Genomic DNA, 17,462 nt, shown 5'->3' on the forward strand with positions numbered 1-17,462 from the left:
CGTGCCACGCGCGACATGCCGACGCATGCGGTGCCAACCACGGGGAGCGCGGACGTGCACCACCGAACCGTCGAAGAGCTGATGACCCGAGATGTCGTCCGGGCGCGGCGTGACCTGCCGTTCAAGGAGATCGCCAAGCTGCTGGCGGACAACGACGTCACCGCCGTGCCCGTGGTGGACGACCTGGGCCGCCCCATGGGGGTGGTGTCCGAGGCCGATCTGCTGCGCAAGTGCACGGACCGGACGGACCCCTCGGGCCGGACGCCCATCCCGCATCTGGAGGCGTGGGAGCGGGCCAAGGCGGAGGGGGCCAGGGCCGAGGAGCTGATGTCGGCGCCCGCGGTGTGCGCGCGTCCGGAGTGGAGCGTGGTCGAGGCGGCCCGGCTGATGGAGGTGCACGACGTCAAGCGGCTCCCCGTGGTGGACGAGGCGGACCGGCTGCTGGGCATCGTCAGCCGCGGTGACCTGTTGCGGATCTTCCTGCGCCGCGACGACGCCATCCGCGACGAGATCACCGGGGATCTGCTGCACAGGACGATGGGCCTCACCCCCACGGAGGTGACGGTCGAGGTACGCGAAGGCCAGGTCGCCCTCGGTGGTTCCGTGGAGTTCAGGAGCCTGATCCCGATCATCGAGCGGCTGTGCCGGAGTGTGGACGGCGTGGTCTCGGTCTCCGCGCACATCGCTTACCGCACCGACGACACGCGACGGTGAGGCCGGTCATTCGCGGTAGTCGGGTACGACGGCCACCGGGCACTTGGCGTGGTGCAGCACCGTGTGCGCCGTCCGCCCGAGATGGAGTTCTCCGTGGTCATGGGTGCGCCGCGCGCGTACCCCGATGATCAGGAGGTCCGCGGCGGCCGAACGGGACAGCAGCACCTTGCCGGGCACGCCCTCGGCCGTGGCACGGTTCACCCGGACGTCCGGGTGGTCGACGAGGGCGTCCTGGAGCAGAGCGTCGATCACCGTGGCTGCCCGCTCCTCGAGGTAGAGCCCGGTGTCTCCGGTCAGCAGGGGGTGCGCGCGGGGCTGGTGCGCGGGGCGGCGCCAGGCGCGGACGACGTCCAGAGGGCAGTGCCGCGTCTCGGCCTCCCGCAGGGCGAACCGGGCCGCCGTGTCACTCGTGCCGGGCTCGCCCGCGCCGAGCACGATGCGCCCGTGTGTGCTCTCCAGCCCTGGCTTGTCCCCGCGTACGACGATCACCGGCCCGTCGGCGCGGCCCGCCACGGCAAGGCCGACCGACCCCAGGAGCAGCCCCTTCAGCTCGCCGCGCCCGCGGGACCCCGTCACCACGGCCAGGGCCTCGCGGCCCTCGTGCAGCAGTGCGTGCACCGGGTCGTCCGCCAGGATCTCGGCGGTGACCCGCACGTCCGGGTCGCGGCGCCGAACGCGTTCCTCCGCGGTCGCGACGATGTACTCCGCCATCGTCTGACGGGGCGGGCGCTGCGGGGCGCCCGAGGGGATGAAGTGCTCGTACCGCTCCCACAGGGACGCGTGCACGAGCCGCAGCGGCACCGCGTGGCGTGCGGCCTCGTCGGTCGCCCAGTCCACGGCCTGAAGGCTGGACTCCGATCCGTCGACGCCCACGAGCAGCGGCGGAGGCTGTCCCGTGCTCCTCATCCGGTCCTCACCGCCTTTCGTCACCGCGGTCGTCACACGATGTCGAGCACCTCGGCCACGGGGCGGCGCGGGGTCGCGGGGCCCTCGGGGCCGTAGCCGAGGCGGATCACCATCTGTACGTGTCCCATCTCCGACTCCGGGTCGCGCACCGCCCACCGGAGTTCGGGCCGTTCGAGGGGCTGGGAGACCAGGGAGGCGACAAGGCCGCCCGAGGTGGCCCGGAGCAGTACCCGCTCCAGCGCCTGGCCCGCCCGCAGCCAGTCCAGCGGCTGGTCGCTCTCCGTACCCAGCAGGGCGATGTGGGGCCGCGTCTCGAAGTGTGCCCAGTCGCGACCGGGTACCGGCCGGCCGACGGCGAAGTCGCGTACGGGAGAGCTGGCTCCCGACTGGCGCGGTCCGAAGGCCTCGGCGGGAATCCCGTCCGAAGGCCTCGGCTCCCCGGCCGGCTCCGTACGGGTCCAGCGCTCGGTCTCACCCCGTACGTCGGGGTCGCGTGCCTCGTCTTCCTCGGCGTCGTGGACCAGGTGCAGGATCGACTGCACATGCCAGGTGTCGGGGAACACCAACCGGGCTCCCTCTAGGTCCGCCGCCTCGCACAGTGCGTCCTTCAGGTCGGCCGGTATGTCGTCCTCGCGGAACGGATAGCGGCTGGTGTGGCGTCGTGCGATCGCCGCGTGCAGAAGGGCGAGGGCTTCGTCCGGGTGTGCGGTGCGGGTGAACTCCGTCCTGGCGAGCAGCGTCGGGTCGGACGCGTCGGGCAGGAGCCGGGTCTCGGGCTGCCAGCCCGCCGCCGTCGCCGCCACCCGCAGATTGAACAGTGCCGCGCCACAGCCCAGACGCAGTCCGCGCCCGTGCGGGTCGGTCTTCGGCAGGGCCCGGTCGGGGTCGGCGTACAGCTCCAAGGTGCCGTCGTCCCGCCGGAACCGGAACGTCCAGGGCTGTGCGTTGAGCAGCGACGGGGCGGCCGTGGCGTCCTTGACGAACGCGGTGACGGCGGATGCGTCCAGGAGTGGTGCGGTCACTGGAGTCTCCTTCGTACCGGCCGGTCGCTGCGTTGCCGTACGGGAGGCATACGGCGGTGGGACGCGGCCGTCTCAGCCTTGGGTGATCTCGATGTGGCGCGGCTTGGCCGCCTGGGCCTTGGGGACCGTGACGGTCAGCACGCCGTCGACCAGCGTCGCCGTGATGTCCTCCGCCCTGACCTCGGTCGGCAGCAGCGCCTGGCATTCGAAGTGGCCGGTGCGCCTGCTGCTGCGGCGCAGGACCCCTTCTCGCTCGCGTTCCTTGTACTCTCCGGTGATCCTCAGCTCCCGGTCGCCGACCTCGACGTCGATGTCCTCCCGCGCGATCCCGGGCAGCTCCGCCTCGACCACGTAGGCGTCGTCCGTCTCGTGCAGGTCCGCCGGGGGCGACCAGGCCCCGATGGCGGGCGCGGTACCGGTGGTCGCCTCCAGGAACCGGTTCATCCGCTCGAAGAGGTCGTCGAACTCGGCGGCCATCGGCCGGCCCCAGCTCGGGGCCGGGAACGGCCGTTCCAGAAGTCGGCCGTGGTGGTGGTGTGCGGGCAGAGTCATCGCGGTTCACCTCCGCGGAACGACGGCGTTCGGGTCCATTTCCATGCTGCGTGTCCCGATATCGCCCCGCGAATCGGCCCGTCGTCCCCGCACCGGCCGCACCCGGCTCGTCACCGGGGGCGGCCAGGGCGGGTTCTCCTGAGGGCCACCATGGGGTGACCTTCAGGAGAACCCGGCCGCGTCGCTCAGCCGTCGGTCCGGGTGAAGACCATGACGAAGTCGGTCATCGTCCGTACCCGGGGCACGGTGGGGTCGGGCAGGGCGAGCAGTCGCTCGCGGGCCTCGTCCACGACGCGTAGGTCGTCCTCGTCCTCACCGAGCGACCAGGCGCCGGTGAACAGCCCACCGGACAGCGACCGCGCCATGTCCTGCGGCGACACGGTGAACGTCGCGGGCCGCTCACTGGCCGGGCCCTCGTAGACCAGGCCCCGCGCCGCCGCGATCGGGGCGAGTACCTCCGGGCCGTCCTGCCGGGTCCCCGCGGGATCCAGGCGGTCCTCCAACTCGTTCATGACGCGGCCGATGTCGTCCGTGGGGCGCATGCCCCGGGCCGGGATCACCAGGTACCGACCGCCGGGACGGAGCACCCGGGCGACCTCCCCGAAGACGGCCCCGCGGTCGGGGCCGGTGTGCAGCAGCCACGTGGACACCGCCTGCGTCACCGACGCCGTGCGTACGGGCAGCCGACAGGCGTCGCCCACGGCCACGCGCCGCCCCAGCCGGTTCCTGGCCAGGGCGAGCATGCCCGGCGACAGGTCGACGCCGCACACCGTATGGCCCCGGGCCGTCAACTCGGCGGCCACGATGCCGGTGCCGACACCGATGTCGAGGACCGGGTGCGCCGGGTCCAGCAGCGGTGCCAACTGGTCGGCGAACCCGGCGGCGCGGGCCGTTCCGCCGCGCGACTGGTCGTAGGTGGGGGCTATCTCGTCGAACTCCGCTGTGCTGGAGGCCGATGCCATGGCGACTACCTCTCCGGTAGGTCTGGTTCCGGATGTCTGTTTCCGGCTGCGTACGACGCGTCCCAGCCGGGAGGGTTCACGGGTCGGCGCGGAGCCGTGAGCGCCTGCTTCCGCGGGTGAATGTCTACTTCCGCGGGTGAGTGCCTGCTTCCGCGGGTGCCTACTTCTGCGGCGTGAAGGTCACCGGCAGCGTGGCCATCCCGCGGAGAATGCCCTCGCGCCGGGCCAGGGATTCGTCCGGGGTCGCCAGCTCCAGGTCGGGGAAGCGGCGCAGCAGGGAGCCGATGGCGATCCGGGCCTCGGCACGGGCCAGCGGGGCGCCCAGGCAGAAGTGCGCGCCGTGGCCGAAGGCGAGCTGGCTGGGGACCTCCCGGCGGGCGACGTCGAGGATGTCGGGCCGGTCGTAGCGGGCCGGGTCACGGTTGGCCGCGGCGAGTCCGACGATGATCATCTCGCCCGCCGGGATGGTGACGCCGGCGATCTCGAAGTCCTCGACGGTGAAGCGGGCGACGCCACGGCTGACCGGGCCCTCGTAGCGCAGCAGTTCCTCGATCGCGCCGGGAAGCAGGGCGGGGTCGTTCCGAAGGACCGCGCACTGGTCCGGGTTGCGCAGCAGGGCGTGGACACCGTTCGCGATCACGCTGGCGGTCGTCTCGTGCCCGGCGAGGGTGAGCAGGATGGCCATGGAGAGCAGTTCGCGGTCGCTGATCCGTTCCTCGGCCTGGGCCGCGCACAGCGCGCTGAGCAGGTCGTCGCGCGGTTCCGCCTTGCGTGCGGCGATCAACGGCTCGAAGAACTCGACGAGTTCGGCACGGGCGCGGGCGCCCTTGGCCAGTCGCTCCGGGGTGTTGGGCGGCATGATCAGCCCGACCGCGAGCCTGGCGAAATCCGGTTGTCCCTCGGCCGGGATGCCGATGAGCTCGCTGAGTACGGCCATGGGCAGCGGCAGGGCGAACTCGGTGACCAGGTCGGCGGATCCGCGCGCGGCGAACGCGTCGAGGAAGGCGTCGGTGTGTTCCTGGACGCGCGGCGCCAGTTGGTCCACGCGGCGTGCGGTGAAGGCCTTGGACACGAGGTTGCGCAAGCGGGTGTGATCGTCGCCGTCGGCCACCAGCATGCTGGCCATCAGGACGTTGGTGCGCTCCTGGTGGGCCATCTCCTCGGCGAGGCCGGTGACCTTGACCGGGCTGTTGCTGAGCCTCGGGTCGGTGAGCGCCGACACGGCCTCGTCATAGCCGGTGATCATCCACACTTCAAGAGTGGGATTCAGCCTTACCCGCTGAACCACACCCTGTTCCCGAATGCGCTCGAACAGCGGGTAGGGGTCTGCCTGTTGAGCGACATTTACCGGCACATCGTGGACGATTGTCTGGCTTTGCTCGGACATTCTCAACTCCCCGTCGTCATACGAAAGTTCTAAGTCAGGTAGTCATACCATTCGCTCAAGTGGCGTGGTAGCGTCGCCGACGATCACTTCGAGAAGTGCCAGCGAACGCGCGTCACCCACCGGTGATTTCGCCACCTCGCATTGCTCTGCCGGAAGCAAAAGCGGCCTCAACCAGGCCTTCTGCACGGGGGGAGAAGTTGTCGTGGATCAAACGGCTGCCGTCGATCCGATCTTGGATCTGGCCCGTCCGTCGGTCTTGCGGAACCCCTGTTCCGCTTATGCGGAGTTGCGCGCCAACACTCCCGTCTTCTGGCATGAACTGCTAGGTTCTTGGGTTTTGACTCGGCACGCCGATTGCCTTGCCGTACTCACCGACAGCGCGCGTTTCGCCTCCGACTGGCGCCGTGCGGGCGAGGACATTCCCTCCCCTTTGCTGAGCGTCCAGACGCTCGATCCGCCTGAACACACCGCGATTCGCCATCTGTTGCTCGACGGATTCCGGGCCCAGGACCGCAAGGCGCTGCACGACCGGCTGGAAGGGCAGATCGAGGACCTGCTCGCCGAGCTGGCCGGGCGGCCGTCCATCGACTTCGTCGGGGAACTGGCCGAACCGCTGGCGCTGCGGTTCATCACCGCCTTCCTCGGCGTACCGGCCCCGGACCAGGCATGGTTCGCGCCCATGTCCCGTACCGTCGTCGACGGGATGGACGCCGGGCTGTGGCCGGAGAAGCACGAACCGGCGGTCGCCGCGCGGGCCGAACTCGCCGAGTACGCGGGCGGCTGGCTCGCCGATCCGCCCGAGGAAGGGCTCATCGCCTACGTCGCACAGAACGCGGATGCCGCGGGCGTGGACCGCACGGTCCTGCGCAACAGCTTGCGTGCCGTTCTCCACGCGGGCTACGAATCCGCTTCCCGGCTGCTCGGCAACGCCGCCGCGGCTCTGCTGACGACCCCCGGAGCCCTGGCCGCCTTCCGCGAGGCGTCTGTGGCCACCGCCGTCGACGAGCTGATCCGGTACGACGCGCCCGTGCAGGCGGACGCGCGTGTCTGTGTGACGGAGACCGAGCTGGGGGGCGTCGTCATCCGGGCCGGTGACCCGGTCACGCTGCTGCTCGGCGCGGCCAACCACGACCCGCTGCGCTTCCCTCACCCCACCGAGCTGCGACTGGACCGCGCCCCGAACCCGCATCTGGGGTTCGGGCGCGGTGCCCACGCCTGTCTGGGCGCGTCCATGGCGATCCGGCTGACCGGATCGCTCCTCGGGACCCTGGCCAGGGACTACCCCGAGGCACGGGCGGTCGCGGAACCCGAACACCGGCGCAATCTGACCCTTCGCGGTCTCGACCGCTTCGAGGTCACCCTGCGCCCACGGCAGCCGGGAAGGAGGAACTGACATGAAGTACTGGCACTGAACGTGAGAGAGCGCGGGGCCCGCACAGCGGGCACCCGCGCTCACCGTTGTGGCCACTCTGACCACGCACGACGTCACCGTCGCTCCCACTGCTCCTTGGTGATCTCGTACCGCACGCCCCCGTGTTCGGAACCCTCGACCATCTCCATGTCGGAGGGAGTGGGAAGGGTCTCCGTGAGTGTCATGCCGAGCTTCTCCATGACATTGCGCGAACCACGGTTCACGGCCATCGTCTCCGCCCAGACCATACGCACTCCGAGCCCGGTGAACCCCTTCTCCAGCAGAGCCCGCGAGACTTCGGTGGCGTAGCCCTTGCCCCAGGACGCCTGCCGCAGCCGGTAGCCGAGTTCGGCCTCGTCCCGCGGTCCGTCCGGCCCGGGACGCAGACAGAACCAGCCGACGAACGCCCCACCGTCCCTCTCGTACGCGGCGAACAGCCCGAGATCGCCGTCCCACTTCTCGTATCCGGCGATGATGTACGGCAGGTGGCGCTCACGCACGACCTCCGGGGCGGTCGCCTCGCCCCCGGTCAGATAGCGCATCACCGCCGGATCGCTGTCCAACTCGATCAGCAGGTCCGCGTCGTCGGCCGTGAAACGGCGCAGGGTCAGGCGCTCGGTCGCCAGGTAAGTGTCCACGGGGTGGATCATGCCCGAGACAGACACCACCACCCAACGGCTTTTACCTACAGCCCCGTTGAGGCGTCGACGCCCCCGCCCCCTACTCGATGCGATCGAGGAAGCCGAGCACCCGACGGTTGACCTGCTGTGCGGCCTGTTCGTCGTAGGACGGAAGGCTGCTGTCGGTGAACAGATGCCGGTCGCCGGGGTAGAGGAACAACGCGGCGTCCGTCGCCGTTTCGACGAGCGCGCGAGCGGAGTCCACATCGCCCTCCCCGGCGAAGAACGGATCCGCGTCCATGCCGTGGATCTGAACCGGGACGTTCCGGCGCCAAGTGCCGCCGCCGAACTCCGAGATGGGAACGCATGCCTCGAGCAACAGCGCGCCCTTGACGCCCGGCCGGGTCTGGGCCAACTTCTGCGCCGGCAGGACGCCGAGCGAGAAGCCGAGGCACACGAGCCCCGCGGGCAGCTCCTCGGCAGCGGCGACTCCCCGCGCGATGATCGTGTCGAACCCGACCTTCTCGGCGTAGCCGATGCCCTCCTCCAGGCTGTCGAACACCTTCCCGTCGTACAGATCCGGGACATGGACGGTGTGCCCGACCCGCCGCAACTCCTCGACGAACTCGCGCACACCGGCGGTCAGCCCGTACCCGTGATGGAAGGCCAGCACCTCAGCCATGTCGCTCCCCTCGCGCTGCGGCATCCGGGCGGCGCCGCGGCACGAGTATGCCCGGCAGCACTGACATGGGCGGCGCACCGGCCACCTCGCTGTTGACCAGGCCGCATCACGAGGCGTCGGTGGGGACAGCGGCCAGCAGGCTGTGCACGATGGGGCCTGCGGAGCCGCCGCCGGTGACTCCCTGCTCCACGACGCAGGCCACGGCCACATTGCCGCGGTAGGCGACGAGCCAGCCGTTGTTGGGTTCGTCGTCGGAGACCTCGGCGGTGCCGGTCTTCGCGCCGAGGTCTCCGGGCAGGTCGGACAGCCTTCTGGCCGTGCCGTCGGTGACGGTGGCGCGCATCATCTCGCGCAGTTGCGAGACGACCTTCGCCGGGAGCGGGGTCGTCGTGGCGGTCTTCTCGGTCCCTCCCCTGATCGTGGGCTGATGGAAGGTGCCGGAGACCGCGGTCGCGGTGACGGACGCCATGATCAGCGGGTTGGCCTGGATCCTGCCCTGCCCGATCATCGAAGCGGCCTTCTCGGTCTCGTCCTTCGGCTCCGGTACCGATCCGTCGTACGTGGAGATGCCGACGTGCCACTCCTGGCCGACGCCGAAGTACGTGCGGGCGACGTCGCCCAGCTCCCGGTTGCCGAGCTTGCCGCGCAGGCTGATGAACGCGGTGTTGCACGACTCGGTGAAGTCCTTCCGGAAGGTGGCGTTGCGGTGTTCGGAGGTCTCCACGTTGTGGAACTCCTTGCCCACGGTGAGGTATTTGGGGCAGTCCACGATGTCGTCGGGTGTGACGGCGTTCTTGAGCAGCAGGGCGCTGCTCGTGATGACCTTCCAGGTGGAGCCCGGCGCGTAGGTGCCGGAGACGGCTCGATTGAAGCCGGATGACGGTGAGTTGGCGACGGCAAGGATCTCGCCGTTGTCGATCCGGAGGGCGACCAGTGAGGCGTTCTTGCCCTCGGCATGGGAGGTGAGCGCCTCCTCGGCGGCGGACTGCCAGGTGGCGTCGAGCGTGGTGCGGACGGTTCCGTCCGTCGGTGCGTCGGACTTCGCGCCGAAGGTGGCCTCCGTGCGCTCGACCTCTCCGGTGGCCCGGTCGATGAGCTGGATCGTGCCGCGCGGACCGGAACCGCCGGAGCCGAGCTGGGCCAGCACGGGGCTCAAGGAGGGGTGCTCATCGCCCGAGAGGGACTTCCCGTGCCGGTCGGCGGCCTTGGGAACCTCCGTCTTCGCACGCTCCAGACGGAACTTCTCCGTCTCGCTCAGGTGCGGGTGGACGAGTGACAGCGTCCAGTCCACCTTCCAGCCACCGCCGTCCTGCTCGCTCAGCGACAGTTTCGACCTGTACGTCCATGTGCCCAGGCCGGTGATGGGCATCCGCGCCGTGAAGGGAACAACGACGGTGCCGTCCTTGGCACTTGCCGGGGCCGCGGCCGTCAGCGCGGGTTTGCCGATGTCGAGGCCCGAGGTGAAGTTGCTCAGCACCTCCCGCGCCGTTCCGGGGCTGGTGGTACGCCCCGCCGCACTCGGCAGTCGGCCGGCGGCCCAGTCGTCGAGGAAGGCACGCGCCTGGCCCACGGCCGCCGGGTCGGGACCGGAGTCGGAAGACGTGCCGCGGGCGAAGGGGCCGAGACCGGCCGCACTCGTCGCTCCTACGGCGACCGCGGTCACCCCGACCACCGCGGCGACAGCCCTGAGCGTCTTACGGGGCTTACGACGCCTGTTGGCGGAGGTGGCGGGTACGTATCCGGATTCATGCATCGCGAAGTCCTGTCGCTGAGAGAGTCGCAGGTCTCCCCGCGCGTGGGGTGACCGCAGCCGTGACCTCAGGAGAGCAACGCTTCGCCCGATCTGTCCAAGACCCATATCGATCTCGGATTCATCAAGAACCGATATGATTGCTGCTTGTGAACCTTGTGCCGCACCTGGAGTGCTTCGTCGCTGTTGCAGAAGAGTCACACTTCGGCCGTGCCGCAGCCCGTCTGGGCATGGCCCAGCCACCGTTGTCACAGCGCATCCAGCGCCTGGAACGGGAGCTGGGTGTCCGACTGTTCGAGCGCAGCAGCCGACGGGTGACCATCACCGAGGCGGGAACGCTGCTGCTGGCACAGGCTCGTGAACTGCTCGCGGGTTCCGAGGCGTTCATGGCCACCGCGCGCCGCATCCGGGACGGCGAGACCGGCCTCCTGCGCGCCGCGCTGACGCCCGACATCGCGGGCGAGACCGTCGCCGCGCTGCTGACGGAGTTCCAACGGAGGCATCTCGGGCTGGAGTTGGAGCTGGTCGAGCTGACCACGGCCCAGCAGCTCGCCGGGTTGGCAGCACACGATCTGGACGTCGGGATCGTCCACCACCCGTGCGATGTCTCCGGTCTGGAGCTGGGCCCGGTGCTCCGTCGTGAGCTGGGCGTACTGCTGCCACGCACCGCCGCGGCGGCGGAACTCGACGAGGTGCCGCTCTCCGCTCTCGCCGGATACGACCTGATCCTCTTCCCTCGTGCCGACGCCCCGGCGCTGTACGACGACCTGCTGACCGCGTGCGCCCGCAACGGCTTCACCCCCGCCGCCGTCCGGCACGGTCAGGGCTCCAGCTTCGTCCACGGTCTGCTCCTGTCCGCCGACGCGGTCGCCTTCGGTCCTCGCGACACGCGGCCCGAGCAGGTGCACCACCCCGACTCGGGCGTCGTGTGGCGCCCGCTCGCCGGTGCCCCGCTGGCCTGGCGGCACTCCGTCGCCTGGCCCAAGGGCCGTGGTGACGCCGCCGTCAACGCCTTCACGGAAGCGGCCACGCACGCGCTGCGTACGACGGCCGACGCGACCTCCGATGTACCCTCGCGCCCGCTGTACCTTCGTCCGGCATCGGAGTTCTGGCTGTGACCGACACCCCCGGCAGCATTCACGCGGCCTTCGCCGAAGCCGGTGTCACCGGCTCGCTGCACGCCCTCGACATCGACTCCGGCGCACAGCTCGACATCGGCGCCGACCAGTCGGTCTGCACCGCCAGCGTCCACAAGCTCTGTCTGCTCGTCACCCTCCACGAGCTGGCCGCGGCGGGGGAGCTGGATCTCGGCGAACAGATCGAGTGCCGCCCGGCCGACCGCATCACCGGGCCCACGGGCCTTGCCGCCATGCTCGACCCCGTCCGCATGTCCCTGCGCGATGTCGCCTACCTGGCGATGGCCGTCAGCGACAACGCCTCCGCCGACCTGCTGCTGGAGCGCGTCGGCCTTGACGCCGTCAACGACACCACGGCCCGCCTCGGCCTGACGCGCACCCATGCCGTCCACACCTTCGCGGAGCTCTTCGCCACCGTCCGGGAGGACGTGGGACCCGGCGGCGCCCAGGCCCTGACCGACCCCCATGTCATCAACCGGCTCAGGGCTCTCGACCCGGCCCGCACCAACCGCAGCACCCCCCGCGACATGACCCGACTGCTGGGCGCCCTATGGCGCGACGAGGCCTGCACGCCCGAACACGGCGCCTCCATCCGCCGCCTCCTCGGCCTCCAGGTATGGCCGCACCGCATGGCGTCCGGGTTCCCCTTCGACGACGTCCACGTCGCCGGGAAGACCGGCACTCTGCCGACGGTGCGCAACGAGGTCGGCGTCGTCGAGTACCCCGACGGTGGCCGCTACGCCGTCGCCGTCTTCACCCGAACCGCCAACCCCGCCGCCACCCTGCCCGCCGCCGACGCCGTCATCGGTACGGCCGCCCGCATCGCCGTCGACGCACTACGCGCCCTCTGACACTCCGGGCGGTCCTCGGCACCCCGTCAACTCAGCACGGAGCGGCCCGAGTCAGGCCTCCTTCCCAGGAGGGCGTGGATCGCCAGGGCGGAATCTGGAAGGGTGCACGCATGGGCAAACACACGGCTCGCGCCGACGCCAGCGGATCTCGGTGGTCGTCGTGCCGGTGATCAGCATCATCACCCCCGTCCACAACGGCGGGCACCAGTACCTGAGCGAGGCCTACGCCTCCCTCACCCAGCAGACGCTGCCGCCAGGCTGGTCCTGGGAGTGGATCGTGCAGGAGGACGGACGCAGCCGTCGCCCACTCGCTTCCCTCCCTGACGACCAGCGCGTCCGATACGCCGTCGGGAGGCGAGGCGGAGCCGGTGTCGCACGCACGCTCGGGCTGGCCAGGGCCACGGGGTCCGTCGTCCGCGCACTCGACGCCGACGACCTGCTCACCGAGGGCGCCCTGCGGCGCGACATCGAGGAGCTGACCACCCATCCCCACGCAGGCTGGTGCGTCTCCGGCGCCCTGGACCTGCTCCCGGACGGCCGCCTCGTCCCCGGCCCCTACGACCCTCCCGCCGGAGTGCTCAGCTACGAGACCCTGCGCGAGGCCTACGAAGCGGACCGCTTCCCGATAGTCGGCACACACCTGGCGGCAAGAACCGACCTCGTCCGAGCGGTAGGAGGCTGGCCCGCGTTACCGGCCCTTGAGGCCCTGGCCCTGGTACTCATCTGCGCCGCGGTGGCCCCCGGCCGCATGCTGGACACCCCCGGCGGCATCTACCGCAAGCACAACAACCAGACCACGGCACATCCGGACTACTGGCAGGAATCCGAGTTCGCAACGATACGCACAGCGATCATGTCCCGACTCACTTCCCTCCAGCACACCCGGTGGCACTGGACTTCAAGCCCCCTGGAAGCCCAGTGACGCGAGGTCGGTTCCTACAACTCGCGCCAGATCACGAACACATGTTGATCCTCACCCGAAAGTTGCTCGCTGAACGGGTCCACCTCACCGGTCAGGGCCGCCACGCAGAACGACGCCATACCGCCGTCGAACACCGTCCAGCGGTTCACCCCGTAGGGCGTCTGCCTCCGGAAGACAGCCACCCGCCAGTCGTCGGGAGCGCCCTCGCATACCCAGAACGCGACATCGCTGCTTGCCGAATCAATGAAGGGCAGCAGTGGCGGCAGTACGCCGCCTGGCAAGAGGCCGCGCAACTCTTGGCGGTCCCGGTCCGAGAGAGCGGGGTCGACTCTGTCCAAAAGGTCCCCGTACGCAGAGCCGGGTACAGGTGGGGTGCTGACGGACAGGAACTCGTCGATCTCGCCACCGCCGTACAACTCCACGAACTCACGGTAGTCGGCCGGGAACGCCAGACGAGTCGTCCGTTCGATCCCTTCCCAGTCCACTGCGTCGCCACCTGAGACAGGCGGCGGCAGCAGATCGCACAGGCGGGCAACAGCGGGGTGGGGCATGCAAAAGTCCCTTCGGGTAATTGACGAAGATCCAGGTCTCACGACTTCCCTGGCCAGGCGAGCAACCTCTGCAACAGCCGTTGCACCAGGCCACCGACGGTACGGTCACGCGATCCTCGGCCGCCCCGTCGGGCGACCGCCACGACAGAACCGGCCAACACGCCGCACTACACATCCACGAAGGACGTCATGGACTCGCCGACCGAGTCTTTGGTCATGCTCCTGCGGCCCGGCAACTCCGGAGCGAACCCGGTGGCCGACCACGCTCGCGCAGATCCCCGGCTCCTCAGCCGCGAAGATCCTCATCCAGTGGACGGGCCGGAGCCACCATGACATCGGTTTCGGACATGTGCGAGCGCTCCTTTTGACGATGAACGAGCTGGGACGACACGCGAGCCGGTCGGATACGGCTCGGTGTCCGCCGTCGTGCAGCGCCGCCGCTGCGCCCCACCAGGCAGTCCGACCGGCAAGCGACGCCCCGTCCGTGCGGTCCGAACGGCGCGGCTTGCCGTGAACTTGCCGGACCGGCTGCCTGTCGACTGCCACGACGCCTGTCCAGAATCCCACTGGCGCAAGGTGGTCAGCCCGTATTGCGGTCGCAGGGGGACGACTGGCTTACTGGCTCCCGTGGTCGGCGAGCCCCGGTACGCCGGACTCATGGAGAACGGTGGGAACGTCTGCGGGCCGAAAGGCCCGCCGGAGAGGACCGGCAGTGATCGACACCCTGCATGCGGGGCTGACGACGGCGAGCCAACTAGGCACGGACATGGCCGACGGCAGCAATTTCGTCCCCTATTTCAACGCCCTGCCCATCGTCGTCATCACAGCGACCGTCATCATCCGCCAGTTCACGGCCCGGACGGTGACCAAGCGCATGTACTTCTGGGTGGGCGTGCTCATCGTCCGCGGCTGCATTCCGCCGGGACCCTGCGAGTTGAAGCCCGCCAGTATCGTGCTGCTCGTGCTCTCCCTGCTCGCGTCGATCGCCTTCGGCGTCTGGCGAGGAGCGGTCTTCCCCATGTGGAAGGAGCCCGACGGACGCGTGATGCGCAAGGGGGATCGCCGCATCCTCCTGCTGTGGCTCGGCACGGTGGCCGTCCGGCTGGTGTTCGCAGCGATCGGTACGGCCGCGTTCCAGGAGGACTTCAACGCCAACGCGCTGTGGCTCGGCATGGGCGTCACGCTCGCCGCACAGCACATGGTCATGATGCGCCGCAGGAAGGAACCCCTGAGGGTGCCGCAGACCGGAGAGCAAGCGGCCAGTCGTGGAGTGGGGTCGGGGTCTCGCTGTAAGGGGTGACGACGTGAGGCGGGACGAGTGCGATGCCCGGCACACACAGCCGCCCGGCCGAAGCGCCACTCGGTACAGCCGGCTATCGCCGCGTACCGCCGCTCCTCTGCCGACAAGGGGACCCATACGACGCCCAGCGCCCCAGCCACACCCACTCTGACCTGCACAGACTGGGAGCGAGCCGACCCCTTGCCCAGTAAGAGCGGACGCCGGGAGCCCTGTCCGAGGTCCGGGACGGTTTGCGGCATGCGACCTTCGACGACGAGGCGCGGGGGGGACCTGCCCGAGTGGCTCGGCTACGTCGGGGAGTTCATCGACGCTGGGGACGGAGAGCTCGCCCTGCGGGCGCGCTACGAACGGGTGCTGGCCGTGCTGCGCGGGAAGAACAGCCTGGACGGTGTCGAAGCGGATATCCGGGCGGTCATCGACGCCGCCATGTCCTCGGAGCGTGTCGCGCTCCTGGATGACGCGGGCCAACTGCTGCTGTACTGGGGCGGCGCCTGGCTGCGTCACCTGGGTACGACGAACGCCGAGGAACTACGCGAGCTGGCCCTGCGCCTGCGGCAGCGCGTGGCCGTCTTGATCGAGGCCACCGACGCCGTTGTCTACCCGGTACGCAAGGCGTCGCTCCTCGACGTGGCCGCCCGCTTGTGTCTGCACCCGCGATGGCCGCAGGTCACACGCCCGGCCGCAGGGGCGCTACCCACCCCGCAGGAGACGACACGGCTGCGGCGCGCGGGTGAGATCGTGCCCGATGTCAGCCCGACCAGCCGCCCGGTGGACGTCACCGAGGCGATGGACTGTCTGGAACATCTGGTCGACCTGCTGCCGCAGGCCCGTGCCTTCCCGGTCGGCGGTGTGAGCGAGACGTTCCAGACGTTCGCACCCACCCTCACTGAAGACCCTCGCTACGAGAAGATCCGCGACGCGCTGGACTCCGCGCAGGCGGACCTCGCAGGTGACAGCAGTGTCGCCGCACGCTGCCGGGACCGTGCGATGGCATTCCTGCGCGCGGGCAGACCGCTGGACGCGCTGCACGAACTGCACGAGGTCAAAATCAACTGGTGGCACGGCGACACCCTGCGCGGCGCGCTGCTCACCATGCGCATGATCGGGAAGATCTACGGAGACCTGGACCTGCAGCAAGCCGCCCGGCAGTACGCGCTGACCGCCGCCGCCATCGCAGCGTCACCCACGGGCCAAGAACATGAAGACCTGCTGCCCGCCGCATTGGCCCAAGCCATGACCCATACCCACGCGGCGGGCCACTGGGGCGACGCCCTCGCTCTCGGCGGACTCGCCTTCATGACCCACCACCTGTTCGCCGACACCCCCGAGGACTACCCCTCTCACGGCTACATCCAGCAACTCGACTTCCACGCCAGCATGGTGATGCTCAGCGCAGAGCGGTTTCGCCCCGCGCTCCTGCCGGCCCTGCGCGAGCTCACCGACGCGGACTACCTAGCCGACCTGGACGAACACCTCCCGCTGATCCGACCCAGCTTCACGCAGACCGAGCAGCAGTTCATCCAGAACGCAGACGACCAGCTCAGCGGAAGACCGTTCTCGGACGTGGGAGCGCACCGGGATCTGAACTTCGCAGCCCTGGGCACGACATGGCGGATCCGGTGTGACAACGCCCGCGCCACCGTGCTGGCAGCCGAGCGCTTCACCGCCGCGGTGCAGATCTCGCTCGCGGAACTCGCCCCGCATGACCCGCTGTTCTTCCCCCAGGACATCCTGGTTCGGGTGATCACGGGCACGCCACTGGGCGGAGGGGACAGAGTCACCTTCCGGCCCAACAATCACGCCGTCGACTGCACCGTCATCCTCAGCCCGTACAGTACCTCGACCGACCACGCAGCCTTTGAACGCGAACTGTCCGCCACGGTGGTGCACCTGCTGGCCCACCTCAGCGCCAGACCCACCGAGGCGTTCATGTCCCTGCTGGAGACAACATTCGCCCGCGGACTCCTGCACAAACTGCTCAGCGCCCGCCCCTACGACGAAGTCGCCGGCCTGCTGACCGAGGCCCACTACGACACCCTGCGGCAAACCGTCATGCCGCCGTGGTCGGACACGGCATTCCAGCCACCCACCGTCCCAGCACTCGCCCAGCCCACGACACCGGGACCCGGCTACGACCGCACCAGAGCACTCGACATGATCCGCGACAACTACACCGACCTACCCCAGGTGCTCAGCGAGACACTGCCGCGTGTCCTAGCTGACCCTGACACCCGCGCAGGACTGCGGGAACTGCGCGAAGAGGGATGGCTCGACTGGCAGATCCTGCTAATCCTGGCCAACATCGCCGCCAACCTACGGCTGCAGCAGGCCAGCCCGGGCGGCATTCCGCGGGACTATCCCACCCGCTTCTTCCAGACACCGGAAAGCCACTACACAACCGCACTGCCCCTGAACGCCTTCACCGCCGACCGCCTGCGCGCGCAGATGGACGTGACCGTGCTGGCCGTCGCCCAACGCCGCTGGAAACTGGGCTCCGCCATGACGACCCCCAACCTGCAGGCGTTCATGGAGCTGTTGACCACCCGCTACGGCTACGCGACAGATGACGTTCCGCACCGCGACATACTCAACGGCGCCCCGGACGAGCACGGGACCCTGCTTCCTCCGGGCACCTGAGGAATAACCGGGTGAGATGCCCCCAGGTTCGTAGAGTCCGGTGATCTTGGTTCAGGCGG

16 protein-coding genes are annotated in these 17,462 nt (G+C 69.7%); 7 read left to right on the plus strand and 9 right to left on the minus strand.

Annotated features, from left to right (window positions below; translation table 11 throughout):
• The first annotated feature begins 54 nt into the window (after positions 1 to 54).
• Entirely contained in the window at positions 55 to 714 is a 660-nt protein-coding gene (locus ACZ60T_RS04415; RefSeq protein WP_365634969.1) for a CBS domain-containing protein, read from the plus strand.
• 6 nt (positions 715 to 720) lie between these two features.
• Here ACZ60T_RS04415 and ACZ60T_RS04420 read toward each other — a convergent pair whose 3' ends face one another.
• The 5 genes from ACZ60T_RS04420 to ACZ60T_RS04440 all read right to left on the minus strand — a co-directional run bounded on the left by ACZ60T_RS04420 (position 721) and on the right by ACZ60T_RS04440 (position 5,402).
• Entirely contained in the window at positions 721 to 1,620 is a 900-nt protein-coding gene (locus ACZ60T_RS04420) for a universal stress protein (RefSeq protein ID WP_469664317.1), read from the minus strand.
• Positions 1,621 to 1,652: 32 nt separating this feature from the next.
• Positions 1,653 to 2,642, minus strand: coding sequence for an Acg family FMN-binding oxidoreductase (locus ACZ60T_RS04425; protein WP_469664319.1), 990 nt, complete (start codon positions 2,640 to 2,642; stop codon positions 1,653 to 1,655).
• Between the two features lie 72 nt (positions 2,643 to 2,714).
• A complete protein-coding gene (locus tag ACZ60T_RS04430) occupies positions 2,715 to 3,194 on the minus strand; it encodes an Hsp20/alpha crystallin family protein (RefSeq protein WP_365634959.1) in 480 nt (159 codons plus the stop codon).
• A gap of 185 nt (positions 3,195 to 3,379) precedes the next feature.
• Positions 3,380 to 4,156 (minus strand): class I SAM-dependent methyltransferase, encoded by a 777-nt coding sequence (locus ACZ60T_RS04435; protein WP_469664321.1) that lies wholly within the window; start codon positions 4,154 to 4,156, stop codon positions 3,380 to 3,382.
• A 160-nt stretch (positions 4,157 to 4,316) separates the two neighbouring features.
• A complete protein-coding gene (locus ACZ60T_RS04440) occupies positions 4,317 to 5,402 on the minus strand; it encodes a cytochrome P450 family protein (RefSeq protein ID WP_469664323.1) in 1,086 nt (361 codons plus the stop codon).
• Positions 5,403 to 5,880: 478 nt separating this feature from the next.
• Here ACZ60T_RS04440 and ACZ60T_RS04445 point away from each other — a divergent pair, with 478 nt between their 5' ends.
• Positions 5,881 to 6,936, plus strand: a complete 1,056-nt coding sequence (locus ACZ60T_RS04445; RefSeq protein ID WP_469664325.1) for a cytochrome P450 — start codon at positions 5,881 to 5,883, stop codon at positions 6,934 to 6,936.
• A 92-nt stretch (positions 6,937 to 7,028) separates the two neighbouring features.
• Here ACZ60T_RS04445 and ACZ60T_RS04450 read toward each other — a convergent pair whose 3' ends face one another.
• The 3 genes from ACZ60T_RS04450 to ACZ60T_RS04460 all read right to left on the minus strand — a co-directional run bounded on the left by ACZ60T_RS04450 (position 7,029) and on the right by ACZ60T_RS04460 (position 10,009).
• The gene (locus ACZ60T_RS04450) at positions 7,029 to 7,592 is read right to left on the minus strand and encodes a GNAT family N-acetyltransferase (RefSeq protein ID WP_469664327.1); all 564 of its coding nucleotides are present in this window, start codon (positions 7,590 to 7,592) and stop codon (positions 7,029 to 7,031) included.
• Between the two features lie 82 nt (positions 7,593 to 7,674).
• Entirely contained in the window at positions 7,675 to 8,256 is a 582-nt protein-coding gene (locus ACZ60T_RS04455) for a dienelactone hydrolase family protein (protein ID WP_469664329.1), read from the minus strand.
• Positions 8,257 to 8,362: 106 nt separating this feature from the next.
• Positions 8,363 to 10,009 carry a penicillin-binding transpeptidase domain-containing protein gene (locus ACZ60T_RS04460; protein ID WP_469664331.1) on the minus strand — a complete coding sequence of 549 codons (1,647 nt, stop codon included), beginning with the start codon at positions 10,007 to 10,009 and terminating at the stop codon, positions 8,363 to 8,365.
• 146 nt (positions 10,010 to 10,155) lie between these two features.
• Between ACZ60T_RS04460 and ACZ60T_RS04465 the strand changes: the two genes are divergently transcribed.
• The 3 genes from ACZ60T_RS04465 (at position 10,156) to ACZ60T_RS04475 (ending at position 12,915) form a co-directional block, all read left to right on the plus strand.
• Complete coding sequence (locus ACZ60T_RS04465; RefSeq protein WP_469664333.1) at positions 10,156 to 11,124, plus strand: LysR family transcriptional regulator; 969 nt, start codon at positions 10,156 to 10,158, stop codon at positions 11,122 to 11,124.
• Positions 11,121 to 11,993, plus strand: coding sequence for a serine hydrolase (locus ACZ60T_RS04470; protein ID WP_469664335.1), 873 nt, complete (start codon positions 11,121 to 11,123; stop codon positions 11,991 to 11,993). The genes ACZ60T_RS04465 and ACZ60T_RS04470 overlap by 4 nt, the downstream gene beginning before the upstream one ends.
• Positions 11,994 to 12,153: 160 nt before the next feature.
• Positions 12,154 to 12,915, plus strand: coding sequence for a glycosyltransferase family 2 protein (locus tag ACZ60T_RS04475; protein ID WP_469664337.1), 762 nt, complete (start codon positions 12,154 to 12,156; stop codon positions 12,913 to 12,915).
• Positions 12,916 to 12,929: 14 nt separating this feature from the next.
• Here the strand turns inward: ACZ60T_RS04475 and ACZ60T_RS04480 are convergent, their stop codons facing one another.
• Positions 12,930 to 13,466 (minus strand): SMI1/KNR4 family protein, encoded by a 537-nt coding sequence (locus ACZ60T_RS04480; protein WP_365634929.1) that lies wholly within the window; start codon positions 13,464 to 13,466, stop codon positions 12,930 to 12,932.
• A 712-nt stretch (positions 13,467 to 14,178) separates the two neighbouring features.
• Here ACZ60T_RS04480 and ACZ60T_RS04485 point away from each other — a divergent pair.
• Positions 14,179 to 14,766, plus strand: a complete 588-nt coding sequence (locus ACZ60T_RS04485) for a hypothetical protein (protein WP_469664339.1) — start codon at positions 14,179 to 14,181, stop codon at positions 14,764 to 14,766.
• Positions 14,767 to 15,003: 237 nt separating this feature from the next.
• Positions 15,004 to 17,403 (plus strand): hypothetical protein, encoded by a 2,400-nt coding sequence (locus tag ACZ60T_RS04490; protein ID WP_469664341.1) that lies wholly within the window; start codon positions 15,004 to 15,006, stop codon positions 17,401 to 17,403.
• Positions 17,404 to 17,462 lie beyond the last annotated feature (59 nt).

The sequence above is a fragment of the Streptomyces sp. NPDC104371 genome (assembly GCF_055583785.1).